Below are 16,519 nucleotides of genomic sequence, written 5' to 3'. Positions count from 1 at the left end.
CCGCAGGCTCCCTACACGGGCGTGACGTACGCGCCCGCGATGCCGCCGTCCACCAGGAAGTCGGTGGCGTTGACGAACGAGGAGTCGTCGCTGGCCAGGAAGGCGACGGCGGCGGCGATCTCCTCGGCCTCGGCGAACCGGCCGACCGGGATGTGCACGAGACGGCGCGCGGCCCGCTCCGGGTCCTTGGCGAACAGCTCCTGGAGGAGCGGGGTGTTGACCGGCCCGGGGCACAGGGCGTTGACCCGGATGCCCTCGCGGGCGAACTGCACCCCCAGTTCACGGGACATGGCCAGCACGCCGCCCTTGGACGCCGTGTACGAGATCTGGCTGGTGGCCGCGCCCATCCGGGCCACGAAGGACGCGGTGTTGATGATGGAGCCCTTGCCCTGGCGGCGCATGTAGGGGATGGCGGCCTTGCAGCACAGGTAGACGGAGGTGAGGTTGACCTCCTGGACCCGCTTCCAGGCCTCCAGGCCGGTCTCCAGGATGGAGTCGTCGTCGGGCGGGGAGATGCCGGCGTTGTTGAAGGCGATGTCGACGCTGCCGTAGGTGTCGTACGCCGTCTTGAACAGCGCCTCGACCTGCTCGGGGTCGGTGACGTCGACCTTGACGAAGAGTCCGCCGACCTCGTCGGCGGCGGCCTTGCCGCGGGCCTCGTCCACGTCCGCGCAGACGACGTGGGCGCCTTCGGAGGCGAGCCGGCGGGCGGTGGCGAGGCCGATGCCGCTGCCGGCTCCGGTGACGACGGCGGTACGGCCGACCAGGCGGCGGCAAACAGATTCTGCGGTCACTGTGCGGAGCCCTCCGTGCTGGGGGAGACGTCGCTGATGAAGACGTTCTTGGTTTCGGTGAAGGCGGTCAGGGCGTCGGGGCCCAGTTCGCGGCCGAGGCCGGACTGTTTGTAGCCGCCGAACGGGGTCCAGTAGCGGACGCTGGAGTGGGAGTTGACGGACAGGTTGCCCGCGCGGACGGCCCGGGACAGGCGCAGGGCGCGGCCGAGGTCCCGGGTCCACAGGGAGCCGGAGAGGCCGTAGGGGGTGTCGTTGGCGAGGCGGATCGCGTCCTGCTCGTCGGTGAAGGGGAGGAGGACGGCGACCGGCCCGAAGATCTCCTCGCAGGCCGCCGCGCTGTCGTGCCGCTCCCCCGTCAGGACGGTCGGCGGGAACCAGAAGCCGGGCCCGTCGGGGGCGCTGCCGCGCAGGGCCGGGGCGTCCTCGGGGACGTAGGTCCGTACGCGCTCCAGCTGCTGACGGGAGATCAGCGGGCCCATCTGGGTCTTCTCGTCGGCGGGGTCGCCCACGACCACGGAGGCGAGCGCGTCGGCGAGGAACTCGCGGGCCTCGTCAAGCACCGTCTCCTGGACCAGGATGCGGGTGCGGGCGCAGCAGTCCTGGCCGGAGTTGTCCAGGAAGGAGAAGGGGTCGAGGGCGGTCTTGAGGTCGGCGTCGGCGAAGACGACGTTGGGGCTCTTGCCGCCGAGTTCGAGGGTGACCGGCTTGACCAGGCGGGCGCAGCGCTCCATGACCTCGCGGCCGGTGCGGGTGGAGCCGGTGAACACGATCTTGGCGACGTCCGGGTGGTCCACCAGGGCGCGTCCGGCGGTGTGGCCATAGCCGGGAAGGACCTGGAAGACGTGCTCGGGCAGGCCTGCCTCCAGGGCGAGTTCGGCGAGGCGGAGCGCGGTGAGCGGGGTGGTCTCGGCGGGTTTGAGGACGACCGCGTTGCCGGCCGCGAGCGCCGGGAAGGAGCCCCAGGCGGCGATCGGCATCGGGAAGTTCCAGGGGGCGATCACGCCGATGACGCCGAGGGGTTCCTGGAAGGTGATGTTCCAGCCGCCGGGCACCGGGATCTGCCGGCCGAGGAGGCGTTCGGCGCCACCGGCCGCGTACAGCAGCAGGTCGCGGGCGTTGCCGGCCTCCCAACGGGCGTTGCCCACGGTGTGCCCGGCCTCGCGGACCTCCAGCTGGGCGAGTTCCTCGGTGTGGGCGTCGACCACGTCGGCGAAACGCCGCAGCAGCCGGGCCCGGTCGGCGGGGGCGAGGGCAGCCCACCGGGTCTGGGCGCGCGCGGCCCGTACGACGGCGGCGGCGACGTCCTCTTCGCTCGCGGCGGGGACGGTGGCGACGACCTCTTCCGTGGCGGGGTTGAGGACCTTCAACTCGGCTGAGTCGGACACGAATTGACCTTTCACGGGCTGGGTCACGGGCTGGCTCACAGGCGTTCGAAGGAGCGGCGCAGCTCCCAGTCGGTGACCGCGGCGTCGAAGGCCTCCAGCTCGACGCGCGCCATGTTGCGGTAGTGCGCGACGACCTCGTCGCCGAAGGCGGCCTTGGCGATGGGGCTGTTCTCCCACAGCTCGGCCGCCTCGCGCAGGGTGGTCGGGACGTGTGCGAGGCCGGCGGTGTAGGCGTTGCCGGCGCAGGGTTCGGGGAGTTCGAGCTTCTGCTCGATGCCGTACAGGCCGGCCGCGACGAGTCCGGCGACGGCGAGATGAGGATTCACGTCACCCCCGGGCAGGCGGTTCTCGAAGCGCAGGGAGCGGCCGTGGCCGACGACGCGCAGCGCGCAGGTGCGGTTGTCGTGGCCCCAGGCGACGGCGGTGGGGGCGAAGGAGCCCGGCTGGAACCGCTTGTAGGAGTTGATGTTCGGGGCGTAGAGCAGCGAGAAGTCGCGCAGGGCGGCGAGCTGTCCGGCGAGGAAGTGCCGCATGACGTCGGACATGCCGTCGCCGTCGGCCATGGCGTTGGTGCCGTCGGCGTCGGCGAGGGAGAGGTGGATGTGACAGGAGTTGCCCTCGCGCTCGTTGTACTTGGCCATGAAGGTGATCGAGACGCCCTCCTGGGCGGCGATCTCCTTGGCGCCGGTCTTGTACAGCGCGTGCTGGTCGCAGGTGACGAGGGCTTCGTCGTAGCGGAAGGCGATCTCGTGCTGGCCGGGGTTGCACTCGCCCTTGGCGGACTCGACGGTGAGGCCGGCGCCCGCCATGTCGTTGCGCAGGCGGCGCAGCAGGGGCTCGATGCGGCCGGTGCCGAGGATGGAGTAGTCGATGTTGTACTGGTTGGCGGGCGTGAGTCCCCGGTAGCCCGCGTCCCAGGCCGCCTCGTAGCTGTCCTTGAAGACGATGAACTCCAGCTCGGTGCCGACCTGGGCGGTGTAGCCGAGCTCGGCGAGCCGCTCCAGCTGGCGGCGCAGGATCTGGCGGGGTGCGGCGACGACCGGGGTGCCGTCGTTCCAGGCGAGGTCGGCGACGAGCAGGGCGCTGCCGGGGTGCCAGGGGATGCGGCGCAGGGTCGACAGGTCGGGGCGCATGGCGAAGTCGCCGTAGCCGCTGTCCCAGGAGGACATCGCGTAGCCGTCGACGGTGTTCATCTCGGTGTCGACGGCGAGGAGGTAGTTGCAGCCCTCGGTGCCGTGGTGCAGGACTTCGTCGAGGAAGAAGCGGGCGGCGAACCGCTTGCCCTGGAGGCGCCCTTGCATATCGGGGAAGGCCAGGACGACAGTGTCGATCTCACCGCTCGCGACGAGGGCATGCAGTTCCTCGGCGCTGAGCGGGGGTGTGCGGTCTGCCACGGGAGAGCCTCCTTCGGCGCCTTCGCGCTTTTTTCGGCCGGGCCGGGAGTCATAAGGTATTGCTCAGAACCATTGCTTGGGAAGGGGGTACGGCCGGATGTCCTGGGAGAGCGACACTCAGGGGGTGGGTGACCGGCTCGCTCCGGTGCTGCGGCCGGTGCGGGCGGGCAACGGCTTCGAGGAGGCGCTGGAGCAGATCCTCCAGGTCGTACGGCTCGGTCTGGTGCCGGGCGGCGAGCGGCTGCCGGCCGAGCGGGAACTGGCCGAGCGGCTCGGGATCAGCCGGGTGACCCTGCGCGAGGTGTTGAAGGTGCTCCAGGACCAGGGTCTGGTGGAGGCGCGGCGCGGGCGCTACGGCGGGACGTTCGTGCGGCCGCGCACGGACGCCGGCGGCGAGGACGAGCTACGGCGGCGGATCGCGTCGGTCGACATCGAGGACGTGCTCCGATTCCGCGAGGTCCTGGAGGTGGGCGCGGCCGGCCTGTGCGCGGCGCACGGCCTGACGCCCGAGCAGGCGGACCGGCTGCGCGAGGCGCTGGACCGCACCCACGAGGCCCCGCTGGCGGACTACCGGCGGGCGGACACCCTGCTGCATCTGACCCTGGCCGAGCTGTGCGGCTCCCCCTCCCTGACCGCGCAGTACGCGGCGGTCCGGGCCACGGTGAACGATCTGCTCGACTGCATCCCGCTGCTGGTGCGCAACCTGGAGCACTCGCAGCGCCAGCACACCGCGCTGGTGGAGGCGGTGCTGGACGGGGATGCGGACGGCGCGCGGGAGATGATGCGCGAGCACTGCGCGGGCACGGCGGCACTGCTGCGGGGCTTCCTGACCTGAGCGCACATCTGCAAAGGTGTGAGTGCGAACCTTTTACTGCCGGGGAGGGCAGCATGACCGTACGGCCATTGATCGGCGTGAGCACCTATCTGGAGTCCGGCGCGCGCTGGGGCGTGTGGGAGCTGGACGCGGCGCTGCTGCCGGCCGGCTATCCCCGGCTGGTGCAGCGGGCCGGCGGGCTGGCCTGCATGCTGCCGCCGGACGCACCCGAGCACGCGGCGCAGGCGGTGGCCCGGCTGGACGGGCTGGTCATCGCGGGCGGCCCGGACGTGGACCCGGCCCGCTACGGCGCCGAGCGCTCCGCGCGCACGGGGCCGCCGGCGCGGGAGCGGGACGCGTGGGAGCTGGCCCTGATCGACGCGGCGCTGGCGGCGGGGGTGCCGCTGCTCGGCATCTGCCGGGGCATGCAACTGCTGAACGTCGCGACCGGCGGCACCCTCGTCCAGCATCTCGACGGGCACGCGGAGGTGGTCGGGGTCTTCGGACACCACCCGGTCAAGCCGGTACCGGGCACGCTGTACGCCGGACTCGTACCGGAGGAGACCTCCGTGCCGACCTACCACCACCAGGCGATCGAGCGAATGGGCCAGGGGCTCGTCGCCTCCGCGTACGCGGCCGACGGGACGGTGGAGGCGGTGGAACTGCCGGCGGCGAAAAGCTGGGTGCTCGGAGTCCAGTGGCATCCGGAGATGGGGAAGGATCTGCGGGTGATGCGGGGGTTGATCGCGGCGGCGGGCTGAGCGCTCAAGGGGCGGATGCGGTGCGGGAGTTGGCCGGCCACTCGCCGGGACCCGAGACCCGCGCCCTCATCCCCGGGTCAGCGACAGCAGCTCCCGGGCCGGTCCCGCAGGCCGGTGCCCCGTGGGCCAGACCGCTCGTAGATCGCGGCGCAGGGTGATGTCCTGGAGCGGGATGCTGACCAGGCGCCGCATGGCCAGTTCCTCGCCGACGACGAGTTCGCTGAGGACCGAGGGGCCCGCACCGCTGACCGCCGAGGCCTTGACCGCCGTGGTGGAGGACAGCTCGATCAGCGGGCGGGCGAGGCCCCCGAGTGCCGCGTCCAGGACCTGGCGGGTGCCGGAGCCGCGCTCGCGGAGGATGAGCGGGGTGGCGGACAGCTCCTCGGCCGTCAGGGGGCGCCGGCGGCGGGCCCAGGGATGGCCGGGCGCGGTGACGACGATCAGGCGGTCGTGGGCGATGACGGTGGAGTCCAGGCCCGTCGGGACCGTCAGGCCCTCCACGAAGCCGAGATCCGCCTCGCCGGCCAGCAGGAGTTCCGCGACCTTCGCGGAGTTGCCGGCGAGGAGGGAGACGGCCGTGTCGGGGCGCTCGGCGTGCAGCGCGAGGAGCCAGCCGGGCAGCAGGTACTCGGCGATGGTCATGCTCGCCGCCACCCGCAGGCGGGAGTCCCGCCGGTCGCGCAGGGCCCGTGCGCCCGCGTCGAAGGCGGCCGCCGCCTCCACCACCCGGCGGGCCCAGTCCGTCACCAGGGCGCCCGCGTCCGTGAGCCGGGATCCGCGCGGCGAGCGGTCGACCAGGGCCACCCCCAACTGCCGTTCCATGGAACGGATCCGGCTGCTGGCAGCGGGCTGGGTGATGCCGACCTCGCGCGCCGCCGCACCGAGACTACCCAGCCGCGCCACCGCCAGCAGCAGCTCCAGTGCGGCCAGATCGGGCACCCGGTGTGCCAGTGACCCGGTGTGCTCTCGCTGCCCCTCCACCTTGCTCATAAGACCAGCTTATGCCCTGATAGAGAGGAACCCCCTGGTCAGGGGCGGGCGGCGGCGGGACCGTGGAGTCATGGTCACCGCAGCCCACCCCCTGTCCGCCGCCTCCGCCCCACCCGCCTCCCGGGTCCGCCGGCTCGGCCCGAACTGGTACGCCTGCGTCATGGGCACCGCCATCCTCGGCTCCGCCGGTGTCGCGCTGCCCGCGCACGCGGCTGCCCTGCCCGAGGTGTTCGCGGGGGCCTGGGCGCTCTCCCTGATCCTGCTGGTGACCCTGCTGGCGGCCCGTGCCGTGCACTGGGCCCGCCACGCCGACCAGGCCCGCGCCCATCTCCTCGACCCGGCCATGGCGCCCTTCTACGGCTGTCTGTCGATGGCTCTGCTGGCGGTCGGCGGCGGCGCCCTGATCGCCGGTCGCGGCCTGATCGGCACCGGAACGGCGGTCGTGCTGGACGCCGTGCTGTTCACCGCCGGTACGGCGGTCGGGCTCGCGGCCGCCGTGGCCGTGCCGTACCTGATGGCCGTCCGGCACCGGGTCGAGCCCGCGCAGGCGACCCCGGTGTGGCTGCTGCCGCTGGTCGCGCCCATGGTGTCGGCCGCGCTCGGCCCGCTGCTCGTCCCGTATCTGCCGGCGGGTCAGCCCCGCGAGACCCTGCTGCTGGCGTGCCTGGCGATGTTCGGGCTGAGCCTCGTCGCGACACTGCTGATGCTGCCGCTGGTCTTCGCCCGGCTGATCGGCCCCGCCCCGCTGCCGCTCGCGCTCACCCCGACCCTGTTCCTGGTCCTGGGTCCGCTCGGCCAGTCCACCACCGCCGTCGGCAAGATCGCCGACGCGGCGCCCGGGGTCGTACCGGCCCCGTACGACCGTGGCCTCGGCGTCCTCGCCGTGCTGTACGGGGTCCCGGTCATGGGCTTCGCACTGCTGTGGCTGGCGCTGGCGACCGCACACGTGGTGCGGGCCCGTCGGCACGGCATGGGGTTCGCGATGACCTGGTGGGCGTTCACCTTCCCGGTCGGCACCTGTGTCACCGGCGCCATGGCGCTCGCCCGGCACACCGGCCTCGCGGTCTACGACGGGCTGGCCGTCGTGCTGTACACCGTCCTCGCCGCCGCCTGGCTGGCGGCCGCCGTCGGCACCGTACGCGGCCTGCTCAGCGGCGAGTTGCTCGCAGCGCCCCGGCCAGCACCTGTGGCGCTGCGCGCAGGGACGGTCCGTACCAGGTCAGATGCCGTCCGCTGACCAGCGCGCAGGGCAGCCCCGGGAAGGCCTCCGGGCCGTCGTCGGTGGTGAAGCGGTAGGGCTCGTCGGGGAGGACCACCAGGTCAGGGGCCGCCGCGCGCAGTTCCTCCAGCGGGATGCGGGGGTAGCGCTCGGGGTGGCCGGCGTACAGGTGGCCGACGCCGAGCCGGGCCAGGACGTCACCCGCGAAGGTGTCCCGGCCGAGAACCATCCAGGGCCGCCGCCAGATCGGTACGACCGCCGTCCTACGATCCTCCGGCTGGGGCAGGTCGGTCCAGGCCTGCTCCGCCTCCGCCAGCCAGCGCGGCCTTCGCGCACCGCACGCGCCGAGCACCCGCGCCAGTTCGGCGAAGGCCTGCGGCACGCTGCGTACCTCGGTGACCAGCACCGGAAGGCCTGCGGCGCGCAGGGCGTCGAGATCCGGGGCCCGGTTCTCCTCCTCGTTGGCGATGACCAGGTCGGGAGCGAGGGCGACGATCCGGTCGACGTCCGGGTTCTTCGTGCCGCCGATGCGGGGGACATCGAGGTCCGCGGGGTGCGTGCACCAGTCGGTGGCGCCGACGAGGGCCCCGGGGAGCGTCTCGGCGACTGCCTCGGTGAGGGACGGTACGAGGGAGACGACCCGCACTAACGGGTCCGGTCCTGGACCGCCTCGATGTGTTCGGCGACCGCCACCACGATGATCCGCGTGTCGGGGACCGTGGCCCGCCACCGATGCCGGACCCCGCCGGTCAGATACAGGGTGTCCCCGCGGCCCAGGCGGTACGCGCGCCCCTCGGCCTCGATCTCCACCGCGCCGTCGACGACGTACATCAGCTCGTCGTTGCGGTGCTGGAACTCGCGGCCGGCGTCGTGGTCGCCGGTGAACTCGGAGGCGTGCAGCTGGTGGTGGCCGCGCACCAGGGAGCGGGTGCGGGGCGCGAAGTCGTCCTCGGCGGCCGGGTCGGCACGCACGACGTCCACGCTGGCCGCCGGGTCGGCGGCGGCGAGGAGTTCGACGGCCGTGGTACGCAGGGCGTCGGCGAGCTTCTCCAGCGAGGTGCGGCTGGGGCGGGCCCGGTCGTTCTCGACCTGGCTGAGGAAGGGCACCGAGAGACCGGTGCGCTCGGCCACGACGGCGAGCGTCAGCTCCAGGGCGCGGCGGCGCCGCCGGACGGCCGCGCCCACCCGCACGGGCTGCTCTTTGTGGTCGCCCATCGCTCCGGCTCCCTCCCTCGCTCGTCGTGCCGCCGTCCGGGTGACCGGGTCGGGGCAGCCGTCTCCTGATGACTTCTCTGCACCCTACGCATGTTCGGCAAACCGTTTCACGCGCCCGTCACTTCCCCGTCATGCGGCCGAGCCCCCAACCTCACGGTTCACGCCAGTGTGCCGGGGTTTCCGGCCCGCCCGGGACGTGGTCGCGGACGGGGGTGAATATGCCGACCAGCTGGGCCAGGCACCCCGGCCAGGGCCAAGGCTCGTCACGGAACGTGGTTGGCCGGATTCTTGCCGTACCCGCAAGGACCTGGAGATGCCGCGAGGGGCGGGCGCACCGGACGCTCCGTGGCGTCCGGCGGCGCCCGCCCCTCGGGTGGCGGTCCGGGCCGGTCAGGTCACCCGGCCGCATGGCTCCCGGCGGCGTCCTTGGCGACCGGGGCCCACTTGTCGACCAGGCCGGGGTGCTTGCGCAGCCAGCCGCGGACGGCGTCCTGCTCCTTGCCCTTGCCGGCCTGCTGGATCAGCGACTCCAGGCCAGTGAGCTGCTGCTCGGTCATCGAGAAGTTCTTCAGCCACTTGCCGACCTGCGGGTTGTCGCCGGCGAAGCCCTTGCGGGCGAGGGTGTGCACGCCGTCGCCCTTGCCCCAGGCGCCCTCGGGGTCCTTGAGCTTCTTCAGGTCGTAGTCGCTGTAGGCCCAGTGCGGGGACCAGAGGGTGACGACGACCGGCTCCTTCCTGGCGTAGGCGCGCTTGAGCTCGGCGAGCATGGCCGGGGTGGAGCCGTCGATCACCTGGTAGGCGCCGTCGAGGCCGTACGCCTTGAGGACCTTGCTCTTGAGCAGGCTCATCTCGCCCGCGCTGGGCTCGATGCCGACGATCCTGCCGCCGAACTCGGAGGCGTGGGCCTTCAGGTCCGCCAGCGAGTTCACGTCCTTCACGTACGACGGGACGCTCAGCTCCAGGGAGGTGGGGCCGAACCACGAGCCGAGGTCGTCGAGCTGCTTGCCGTACTTCTGCCAGTACTCGGCGTGGGTGGTGGGCAGCCAGGAGTCGGTCTCGAAGTCGATCTGGCCGGTGGCGAGGCCGGTGTAGAGGGGGCCGGCCGCGTACTGGGTGGTGGTGACCTTGAAGCCGCGTTCCTCCAGGATCTCCTTCCAGAGGAAGGTCGAGGCGATGCCCTCGTCCCAGGGGATGTAGCCGATCTTGATCTCCTTGCCCTTGCCGACGTTCGTGCCGGATGCCTCGGAGGTCCCGGAGGAGGAGCCGAGGATGCCCATGCCGCCCGCGACGAGCGCGAGGACGACGACACCGACGACGGCGACGGCCGGGCGCGGCCGGTACGTCCACACGCGGGTGGGCGCCTTGGCGGCGGCCCTGCGGCCCAGCGGGGAGAGCTGGGTGCCGAGCGCGCCGGTGACCCGGTCCAGGTAGATGGCGAGGACGACGATGCCGACGCCCGCCTCGAAGCCGTAGCCGATGTCGAGCTGGCCGATGGCCTCGTTCACGGCGCCGCCGAGGCCGCCGGTGCCGACCATGCCGGCGATGACGACCATGGACAGACCGAGCATGATCACCTGGTTGACACCGGCCATGATGGTCGGCAGGGCGAGCGGCAGCTGGACCCGCCACAGGATGTCCCGCGGGGTGGTGCCGAACGCCTCGGCGGCCTCGACCAGGTCCGCGTCGACCTGGCGGATGCCCAGCTCGGTCATGCGGACGCCGGGGGCGAGTGCGAAGATCAGGGTGGCGACGACGCCGGCGGCGGTGCCGAGGCCGAAGAAGAGCATGGCCGGGATCAGCAGGACCATCGACGGCATCGTCTGGAGCAGGTCCAGGACGGGGCGTACGGCCGCGCCGACCGCCTTGGAGCGGGCCGCCCAGATGCCCAGCGGGAGCGAGATCAGCAGCGCGAGCACGGTGGCCACCAGGACCAGGGCGAGCGTGGACATGGCCCGGTCCCACAGGGCGAGCGAGTCGACCAGCGCGAATCCGGCGAAGGCGAGGACGCCCGAGAGAAGGCCGCGCAGCCACCAGGCGATGACGGCGAGGATGCCGGCCATCAGCAGCGGCGCGGGCGCGCCGAGCACGGCGTCGATGCCGTTGTACATGCCCTCCATGACGGCCTTGATGGCGTCGAAGAGCCAGGAGAGGTGGTCGACCAGCCAGTTGACGCCGGAGTCGACCCAGTCGCCGAGGTGGATCCTAGGCACGGGTGATCACCTTCCCGTCCGGGTTGTCGCAGGGCGCGGGGTCGGCCGTCTCGTCGCCGAGGAAGCCGACCAGCCGCTGCCTGGGTACGACACCGACGACCCGGTTCGCCTCGTCCACGACCGAGACGCGGTGCGACAGCCGGGCGCTGATCGCGCACAGTTCCGTGAACGGCGTGTCGCGGGTCGCGGTCTCGCAGCCGCAGAGGGGGGCGTCGCTGGTGACCGAGGCGTCCATGAGGGCGCCCGCCGTCAGCACGCGGGAGCGGTCGACGTCCTGAATGAAGGAGGCGACGTAGTCGTTCGCGGGGCGCAGCAGGATGTCCTCGGCGGTGCCGGTCTGCACGATACGGCCGTCACGCATGACGGCGATGCGGTCGCCGAGGCGCATGGCCTCGTTGAGGTCGTGGGTGATGAAGACGATGGTCTTCTTCAGGGTCTGCTGCAGCTCCAGCAGCTGGTCCTGCATGTCGCGGCGGATCAGCGGGTCCAGGGCGCTGAAGGACTCGTCCATGAGGAGCAGATCGGCGTCGGTGGCGAGGGCGCGGGCGAGGCCGACGCGCTGCTGCATGCCGCCGGACAGCTCGTCGGGCCAGGAGTCCGCCCAGCCGTCCAGCCCGCACAGGGCGAGCGCCTCGTCGGCACGGCGCTCGCGCTCGGCGCGGGACACGCCCTGCACGGCGAGGCCGTAGGCGGCGTTGTCGCGGACGCTGCGGTGCGGGAACAGCGCGAAGTGCTGGAACACCATGCTGATCTTCTTCGAGCGCAGTTCGCGCAGTTCGCGGGCGGTCAGCTCGGTCAGATCCTGGCCGTCGAAGCGGACGCTGCCCGCGGTCGGCTCCAGCAGGCCGTTGAGCATGCGCAGCAGGGTGGACTTGCCGGAGCCCGACAGCCCCATGACGACGAAGATCTCGCCGGCCTCGACGCGGAAGGAGGCGTCGATCACGGCGGCGGTGATGCCGTCGGTACGCAGTTCCTCCCGGTCGGCGCCCTGCCGCAGGCGCTGTACCGATTCGTCCGGTCGTCTGCCGAACACCTTGAACAGGTGCTCGGTCTCAAGCCTCGGTTGCACGCGTGCCTCTCGTCTCGGGAACAGAAAGGGAGACGAAGAGTCGCCGACAGTTGAAAAGAGCAACCTCCCTCGCTCCAGTGGCGGCGCCTGCCCAGGTCAAGGGGAGGCAAACCCGCCAGTGGCAGGGCTCACGGTGATGTGCATCACGCAACGTGTTCCGGACCGGAAGGCACCTGTCGGTGCCGTACGGCATGATGCGAGCGTGACCGGACGACTCATGCTCCTCGACACCGCTTCCCTGTACTTCCGCGCCTATTTCGGCGTGCCGGACTCGGTGAGGGCACCGGACGGCACGCCGGTGAACGCCGTGCGCGGGCTGCTGGACTTCATCGACCGGCTGGTCAGGGACCACCGGCCACAGCAGCTGGTGGCCTGCATGGACGCCGACTGGCGGCCGCAGTGGCGGGTGGACCTCATCCCCACCTACAAGGCCCACCGGGTCGCCGAGGAGCACGAGGGCGCCCCGGACGAGGAGGAGGTGCCCGACACCCTCTCCCCGCAGGTGCCGGTCATCGAGGACGTGCTGGACGCGCTCGGGATCGCCCGCGTCGGCGTGGCGGGGTACGAGGCGGACGACGTGATCGGCACGTTCACCGCGCGCTCCGCGGGCCCGGTGGACATCGTCACCGGCGACCGCGATCTGTACCAGCTGGTGGACGACGCCCGCGGGATCCGGGTGCTGTACCCGCTGAAGGGCGTCGGCACGCTCCAGCTGACCGACGAGGCGGTGCTGCGCGAGAAGTACGGCGTCGACGGACGGGGGTACGCGGATCTGGCGCTGCTGCGCGGCGACCCGAGCGACGGTCTGCCGGGCGTGGCCGGGATCGGCGAGAAGACGGCCGCCAAGCTGCTCGCCGAGTTCGGCGACCTGGCCGGGATCATGGCGGCGGTGGACGATCCGAAGGCGAAGCTCACCCCGTCGCAGCGCAGGCGGCTGGACGAGGCCCGGCCGTATGTGGCGGTCGCCCCGAAGGTGGTGCGGGTGGCCGACGACGTACCCCTGCCGGACGTCGACACGGCCCTGCCGCACGCCCCGCGCGACCCGTCGGCCCTGGACAGGCTGTCCGGGCGGTGGGGGCTCGGCGGCTCCCTGCAGCGGCTGCTGACCACGCTCGCCGCGTGAAGTTGACCGGTATTTTCCGGCGAAAGCCCCCATCCGGCACTCAGGAAAGCGGTGTTGCACCGGGACGAGATGCTAACTTAGGTAAACCTAACCAATTTTGCAGGAGGTCGTGATGGCAGAGCGTCCGGGACGAAAGCCTCGCCAGGCCCGAACCGCCCAGGTGATCCGCACCGAGCGACTGACCCCGCACATGCGGCGCGTGGTGCTCGGCGGCGAGGGCCTGGCCGGCTTCGCGGCGGACACCTGCACCGACCACTACGTGAAGCTGCTCTTCGGCCCCGCGGGCGTGACCTATCCGGAACCCTTCGACCTGGAGCGGATCCGCGCCGAGTTCCCGCGGGAGCAGTGGCCGGTCACCCGGACGTACACCGTGCGCGCCTGGGATCCCGAACACCGCGAGCTGACCCTGGACTTCGTCGTCCACGGCGACGAGGGCCTGGCCGGCCCGTGGGCCGCCCGCGTACAGCCGGGTGAAACGGTCCGCTTCATGGGCCCCGGCGGCGCCTACACCCCCGACCCGGCGGCCGACTGGCATCTGCTCGCCGGGGACGAGAGCGCGCTGCCCGCGATCGCGCGGTCCCTGGAGGCGCTGCCCGCCGGCGCCCGCGCGCACGCCTTCGTGGAGGTGGCGGGCCCGGAGGAGGAGCAGAAGATCGACTCCGACGTGGAGGTCGTCTGGCTGCACCGCGGGGACCGGCCGGTCGGCGCGGCGCTGGTGGAGGCCGTCCGCGCGCTGGAGTTCCCCTCGGGCCGGGTGCACGCGTTCGTGCACGGCGAGGCGAGCTGGGTGAAGGAGCTGCGCCGGCTGCTGCGGGTCGAGCGCGACATCCCGCGCGAGGACCTGTCGATCTCCGGCTACTGGCGCCTGGGCCACGACGAGGACGGCTGGCAGGCCTCCAAGCGGGACTGGAACGCCCGGATCGAGGTCGAGCAGGAGGGCGGCGCGGCGGCCGCGTAAGCGGTCAGGGTGCCGTCTCGTTGATCTTCCCGAACGGGATGTGCACGCTGGGCGTGGTCCGCGAGGCGCTCTCCAGGTGGGTCACCTGGTCGTCGAAGAAGATGTGCGGTCTGAGCACCTTCAGGACCGCGCCCTTCTCTATGCCGCCGAGGAAGAAGGCGCCGTTGACCCGCACGCCCCACTGCTTGAGGCTGCGCACGGCCCGTTCGTGCGCCGGCGCGTTGCGCGCGGTCACCAGAGAGACATGCACCCGGCTCGGGTAGTCCGGATCGCTCGCGCGCCGCTCCTCCTCCCGCCGCTGGATCCGGTTCACCCCGGCGAGGAAGTCGCGCAGCGGCCCGGGGTCGTGCGGGGTCGCCGCGTTACGGGCCTCGTACGCCCGGAACTCCTCCAGACCGTCGGACTGGTACACCCGCTCGGCGGCGTCGCCGGCCAGCACCCCGTCGAAGTCGAACGCGATCCGCAGCTCACGGTCGGCGGGGTCGTCCGCGTACGACGATCCCAGCACATGCCCGGCCGGCAGCCCGGCGGCGACCGCCTCGCGCACGTCGTCGCCGTTCGCGGACAGGAACAGGGACATGTTCAGCGCGGTGATGAACGCGTGCGGCGACCTGCCCTGCATGAACACGGCCCGGCTGATGGGCAGTTCATGGGCCTGGATGGAGCGCATGACCCGCAGGCCCGTGTCGGGGTCGTTGCGGGAGAGGATGATGACCTCGACGAGCGGATCGCCCGGCTCGCCGAGGTCGTTCAGCGACAGCAGCCTGCGGATGAACGCGAACGCGACGCCGGGCCGGAGCGTGTCGTCCACGTGCTGCTCCTGGTAGGCCCGGTAGGCCTCCTCGCCCTGCTCGCGGAAGACCGCGTCCGACTCCCGCAGATCGAACAGGGCGCTGGAGGCGACACCGACGACGAGTCGGTCCGCGAGGTCATAGGCCGGCATGCGCTCCATCATCACACCGCCCACGACGGGCGGGTGCACGGTGCGGTCAGTCGCCGCGGACGCGGGCGTGCAGATGCATGTCGTGCCAGCCGTCGGGGTGCAGCAGGGCGCTGCGCTTGGTGCCCTCCGCGGCGAAGCCGGCCTTCACGGCCACGCGGCAGGAGGCCTCGTTGGCCGTGGCGTGGGAGAGTTCGAGGCGGTGGAGGCCGATCTCGTCGAACGCCCAGCGGGACAGGGTGGTGGCGGCCCGCACCGCGACACCCCGGCCACGTGCCCGCGCGACGGTCCAGTACGCGACCTCCGCGCAGCCGTCGCCGAGCAGGATCTGGAGCAGCGAGACGCGGCCCTGCAGTTCGTCGGTGTCCGCGTCCACGACGGCCCACTGGGCCTGGCGCTCGTCCTTCCAGCCGTTCTGCCACTGGGCGATCCAGCCGGCGGCCTCCTCCTCGGAGTCGGCGGCCCTGATGTGCCACTGGTGCATCAGCGGGTCCTGGAAGGCGGCGTGCACGGCGGGCGCGTCCTCGGCCCGCCAGGGGCGCAGCAACAGGCCGTCGCCGGTGGGCAGGGCGGGCTGGGCGGTACGGGCGAGTGTTCCGGCGGGCACGACCGGACTGATGAGATACGGCATGATCCACATCCTGCCGAGCGCCCGCCCGTCGGTGCACCGGTTTTCCGCCTCGTACCCTTGACCGATGAGACGCCGTACGCCGCCCCCGCCCGCCCCGCTCCCCCAGCGCGACGGTGTCGATCCCGTGCGGGTGCGGCTGCCGTACGGCGGGACGTGGGCCACGGTGCGGGGGTATCTGGTGGAGCGGCTGACGGGGGCCGGGCCCGGCGTGGTCGCGGCGCTGTTCGACGCCGGGCTGATCGTCGGCGCGGACGGGCGGGCGGTGGCACCGGACGCGCCGTACGAGCCGGGGATGTTCGTGTGGTTCCAGCGCGAGCTGCCGGCCGAGGTGCCGGTGCCGTTCCCCGTGGACGTGGTCCACCAGGACGCGCACATCGTCGTCGTCGACAAGCCGCACTTCCTCGCCACGACCCCGCGCGGCACGCATGTCACGCAGACCGCGCTGGCCCGGCTGCGGTGTGAGCTGGGCCTCCCGGCACTGACCGCCGCGCACCGTCTGGACCGGCTGACGGCGGGGCTGGTGCTGTTCACCGTGCGGCCCGAGGAGCGCGGGACGTACCAGACACTCTTCCAGGACCGGCGGGTGCGCAAGGAGTACGAGGCGATCGCGCCGTACGACCCCGGGCTGATGCTGCCGCGGACCGTGCGCAGCCGGATCGTGAAGGAGCGCGGGGTGCAGGCGGCCCGGGAGGTCGCGGGCGAGCCGAACGCCGAGACGTATGTGGAGCTGGCCGGACACCGGGGCGGGCTGGGCCGGTACCGGCTGGTGCCGGCGACCGGCCAGACCCATCAGCTGCGGGTGCATCTGAACGCGCTCGGCGTGCCCATCCTCGGCGATCCGCTGTATCCGGAGGTGACCGGCCCGGTGCCGGCCGGTGACTTCCGGCGTCCGCTGCAACTGCTCGCGCGGAGGCTGGAGTTCACCGATCCGGTCACCGGTGCGGAGCACGCGTTCGTCAGCACCCGCACGCTCCGGGCCTGGGCGTCGTACGACGCCTGGGCCGGCGAGAGCTGAC

16 protein-coding genes are annotated in these 16,519 nt (G+C 72.4%); 6 read left to right on the top strand and 10 right to left on the bottom strand.

The annotated features are described in order from the left end of the window. Positions 1–11: 11 nt before the first annotated feature. From AB5L52_RS34755 to AB5L52_RS34745, 3 genes are read right to left on the bottom strand one after another with little or no spacing between them, the layout of a single operon-like run. Positions 12–794, bottom strand: coding sequence for a 3-oxoacyl-ACP reductase (locus AB5L52_RS34755; protein ID WP_351021878.1), 783 nt, complete (start codon positions 792–794; stop codon positions 12–14). After that, a complete protein-coding gene (locus AB5L52_RS34750) occupies positions 791–2,179 on the bottom strand; it encodes an aldehyde dehydrogenase family protein (RefSeq protein WP_351021880.1) in 1,389 nt (462 codons plus the stop codon). The genes AB5L52_RS34755 and AB5L52_RS34750 overlap by 4 nt, the downstream gene beginning before the upstream one ends. A 35-nt stretch (positions 2,180–2,214) precedes the next feature. Then, positions 2,215–3,573: a glutamine synthetase family protein gene (locus tag AB5L52_RS34745; RefSeq protein ID WP_369367590.1), complete on the bottom strand. Its 1,359-nt coding sequence runs from the start codon at positions 3,571–3,573 to the stop codon at positions 2,215–2,217. Between the two features lie 97 nt (positions 3,574–3,670). On the opposite strand from AB5L52_RS34745, the gene AB5L52_RS34740 reads away from it, so the two are divergent. Together AB5L52_RS34740 and AB5L52_RS34735 are read left to right on the top strand one after the other, a co-directional pair. After that, positions 3,671–4,408: an FCD domain-containing protein gene (locus AB5L52_RS34740; protein WP_351021884.1), complete on the top strand. Its 738-nt coding sequence runs from the start codon at positions 3,671–3,673 to the stop codon at positions 4,406–4,408. Positions 4,409–4,461: 53 nt separating this feature from the next. Then, positions 4,462–5,148: a gamma-glutamyl-gamma-aminobutyrate hydrolase family protein gene (locus tag AB5L52_RS34735; protein ID WP_351021886.1), complete on the top strand. Its 687-nt coding sequence runs from the start codon at positions 4,462–4,464 to the stop codon at positions 5,146–5,148. Between the two features lie 66 nt (positions 5,149–5,214). On the opposite strand, the gene AB5L52_RS34730 is transcribed toward AB5L52_RS34735, so the two are convergent. Then, complete coding sequence (locus tag AB5L52_RS34730; RefSeq protein WP_351021888.1) at positions 5,215–6,138, bottom strand: LysR family transcriptional regulator; 924 nt, start codon at positions 6,136–6,138, stop codon at positions 5,215–5,217. A gap of 70 nt (positions 6,139–6,208) precedes the next feature. Here AB5L52_RS34730 and AB5L52_RS34725 point away from each other — a divergent pair, with 70 nt between their 5' ends. Next, positions 6,209–7,375, top strand: a complete 1,167-nt coding sequence (locus tag AB5L52_RS34725; protein WP_369367588.1) for a TDT family transporter — start codon at positions 6,209–6,211, stop codon at positions 7,373–7,375. Here AB5L52_RS34725 and AB5L52_RS34720 read toward each other — a convergent pair. The 4 genes from AB5L52_RS34720 to AB5L52_RS34705 form a co-directional block, all read right to left on the bottom strand. After that, the gene (locus tag AB5L52_RS34720) at positions 7,287–8,003 is read right to left on the bottom strand and encodes a helical backbone metal receptor (protein WP_369367587.1); all 717 of its coding nucleotides are present in this window, start codon (positions 8,001–8,003) and stop codon (positions 7,287–7,289) included. The genes AB5L52_RS34725 and AB5L52_RS34720 overlap by 89 nt on opposite strands. After that, a complete protein-coding gene (locus AB5L52_RS34715) occupies positions 8,003–8,572 on the bottom strand; it encodes a helix-turn-helix domain-containing protein (protein WP_351021894.1) in 570 nt (189 codons plus the stop codon). The genes AB5L52_RS34720 and AB5L52_RS34715 overlap by 1 nt, the downstream gene beginning before the upstream one ends. A gap of 395 nt (positions 8,573–8,967) precedes the next feature. Then, on the bottom strand, positions 8,968–10,782 hold the full coding sequence (locus AB5L52_RS34710) for an ABC transporter permease/substrate binding protein (RefSeq protein ID WP_369367586.1): 1,815 nt from the start codon (positions 10,780–10,782) through the stop codon (positions 8,968–8,970). Continuing rightward, positions 10,775–11,851, bottom strand: coding sequence for a betaine/proline/choline family ABC transporter ATP-binding protein (locus AB5L52_RS34705; RefSeq protein ID WP_351021898.1), 1,077 nt, complete (start codon positions 11,849–11,851; stop codon positions 10,775–10,777). Before AB5L52_RS34705 ends, AB5L52_RS34710 begins: the two co-directional genes overlap by 8 nt. Positions 11,852–12,053: 202 nt before the next feature. On the opposite strand from AB5L52_RS34705, the gene AB5L52_RS34700 reads away from it, so the two are divergent. Beyond that, the gene (locus tag AB5L52_RS34700; protein ID WP_369367585.1) at positions 12,054–12,974 is read left to right on the top strand and encodes a 5'-3' exonuclease H3TH domain-containing protein; all 921 of its coding nucleotides are present in this window, start codon (positions 12,054–12,056) and stop codon (positions 12,972–12,974) included. A gap of 112 nt (positions 12,975–13,086) precedes the next feature. Then, positions 13,087–13,932 (top strand): siderophore-interacting protein, encoded by an 846-nt coding sequence (locus AB5L52_RS34695; protein ID WP_369367584.1) that lies wholly within the window; start codon positions 13,087–13,089, stop codon positions 13,930–13,932. Between the two features lie 4 nt (positions 13,933–13,936). Here AB5L52_RS34695 and AB5L52_RS34690 read toward each other — a convergent pair whose 3' ends face one another. After that, positions 13,937–14,875, bottom strand: coding sequence for a 5'-nucleotidase (locus tag AB5L52_RS34690; protein ID WP_351021904.1), 939 nt, complete (start codon positions 14,873–14,875; stop codon positions 13,937–13,939). 46 nt (positions 14,876–14,921) lie between these two features. Next, positions 14,922–15,503: a GNAT family N-acetyltransferase gene (locus AB5L52_RS34685; RefSeq protein WP_369367583.1), complete on the bottom strand. Its 582-nt coding sequence runs from the start codon at positions 15,501–15,503 to the stop codon at positions 14,922–14,924. A gap of 64 nt (positions 15,504–15,567) precedes the next feature. Between AB5L52_RS34685 and AB5L52_RS34680 the strand changes: the two genes are divergently transcribed. After that, positions 15,568–16,518, top strand: a complete 951-nt coding sequence (locus AB5L52_RS34680) for an RluA family pseudouridine synthase (protein ID WP_369367582.1) — start codon at positions 15,568–15,570, stop codon at positions 16,516–16,518. Position 16,519 lies beyond the last annotated feature (1 nt).

The organism is Streptomyces sp. CG4 (genome assembly GCF_041080655.1).
Classification (GTDB): domain Bacteria; phylum Actinomycetota; class Actinomycetes; order Streptomycetales; family Streptomycetaceae; genus Streptomyces.
The sequence above is the reverse complement of the archived record's forward strand: the minus strand, read 5'-3'. Positions and strand labels throughout refer to the sequence as shown.

What these genes read in the sequence shown, in the direction of transcription:
- AB5L52_RS34740 (WP_351021884.1), top strand. Translation starts at nt 3,671, where the DNA reads ATGTCCTGGGAGAGCGACACTCAGGGGGTGGGTGACCGGCTCGCTCCG.
- AB5L52_RS34735 (WP_351021886.1), top strand. Translation starts at nt 4,462, where the DNA reads ATGACCGTACGGCCATTGATCGGCGTGAGCACCTATCTGGAGTCCGGC.
- AB5L52_RS34730 (WP_351021888.1), bottom strand. Translation starts at nt 6,138, where the DNA reads ATGAGCAAGGTGGAGGGGCAGCGAGAGCACACCGGGTCACTGGCACAC.
- AB5L52_RS34725 (WP_369367588.1), top strand. Translation starts at nt 6,209, where the DNA reads ATGGTCACCGCAGCCCACCCCCTGTCCGCCGCCTCCGCCCCACCCGCC.
- AB5L52_RS34715 (WP_351021894.1), bottom strand. Translation starts at nt 8,572, where the DNA reads ATGGGCGACCACAAAGAGCAGCCCGTGCGGGTGGGCGCGGCCGTCCGG.
- AB5L52_RS34695 (WP_369367584.1), top strand. Translation starts at nt 13,087, where the DNA reads ATGGCAGAGCGTCCGGGACGAAAGCCTCGCCAGGCCCGAACCGCCCAG.
- AB5L52_RS34690 (WP_351021904.1), bottom strand. Translation starts at nt 14,875, where the DNA reads ATGCCGGCCTATGACCTCGCGGACCGACTCGTCGTCGGTGTCGCCTCC.
- AB5L52_RS34685 (WP_369367583.1), bottom strand. Translation starts at nt 15,503, where the DNA reads ATGCCGTATCTCATCAGTCCGGTCGTGCCCGCCGGAACACTCGCCCGT.
- AB5L52_RS34680 (WP_369367582.1), top strand. Translation starts at nt 15,568, where the DNA reads ATGAGACGCCGTACGCCGCCCCCGCCCGCCCCGCTCCCCCAGCGCGAC.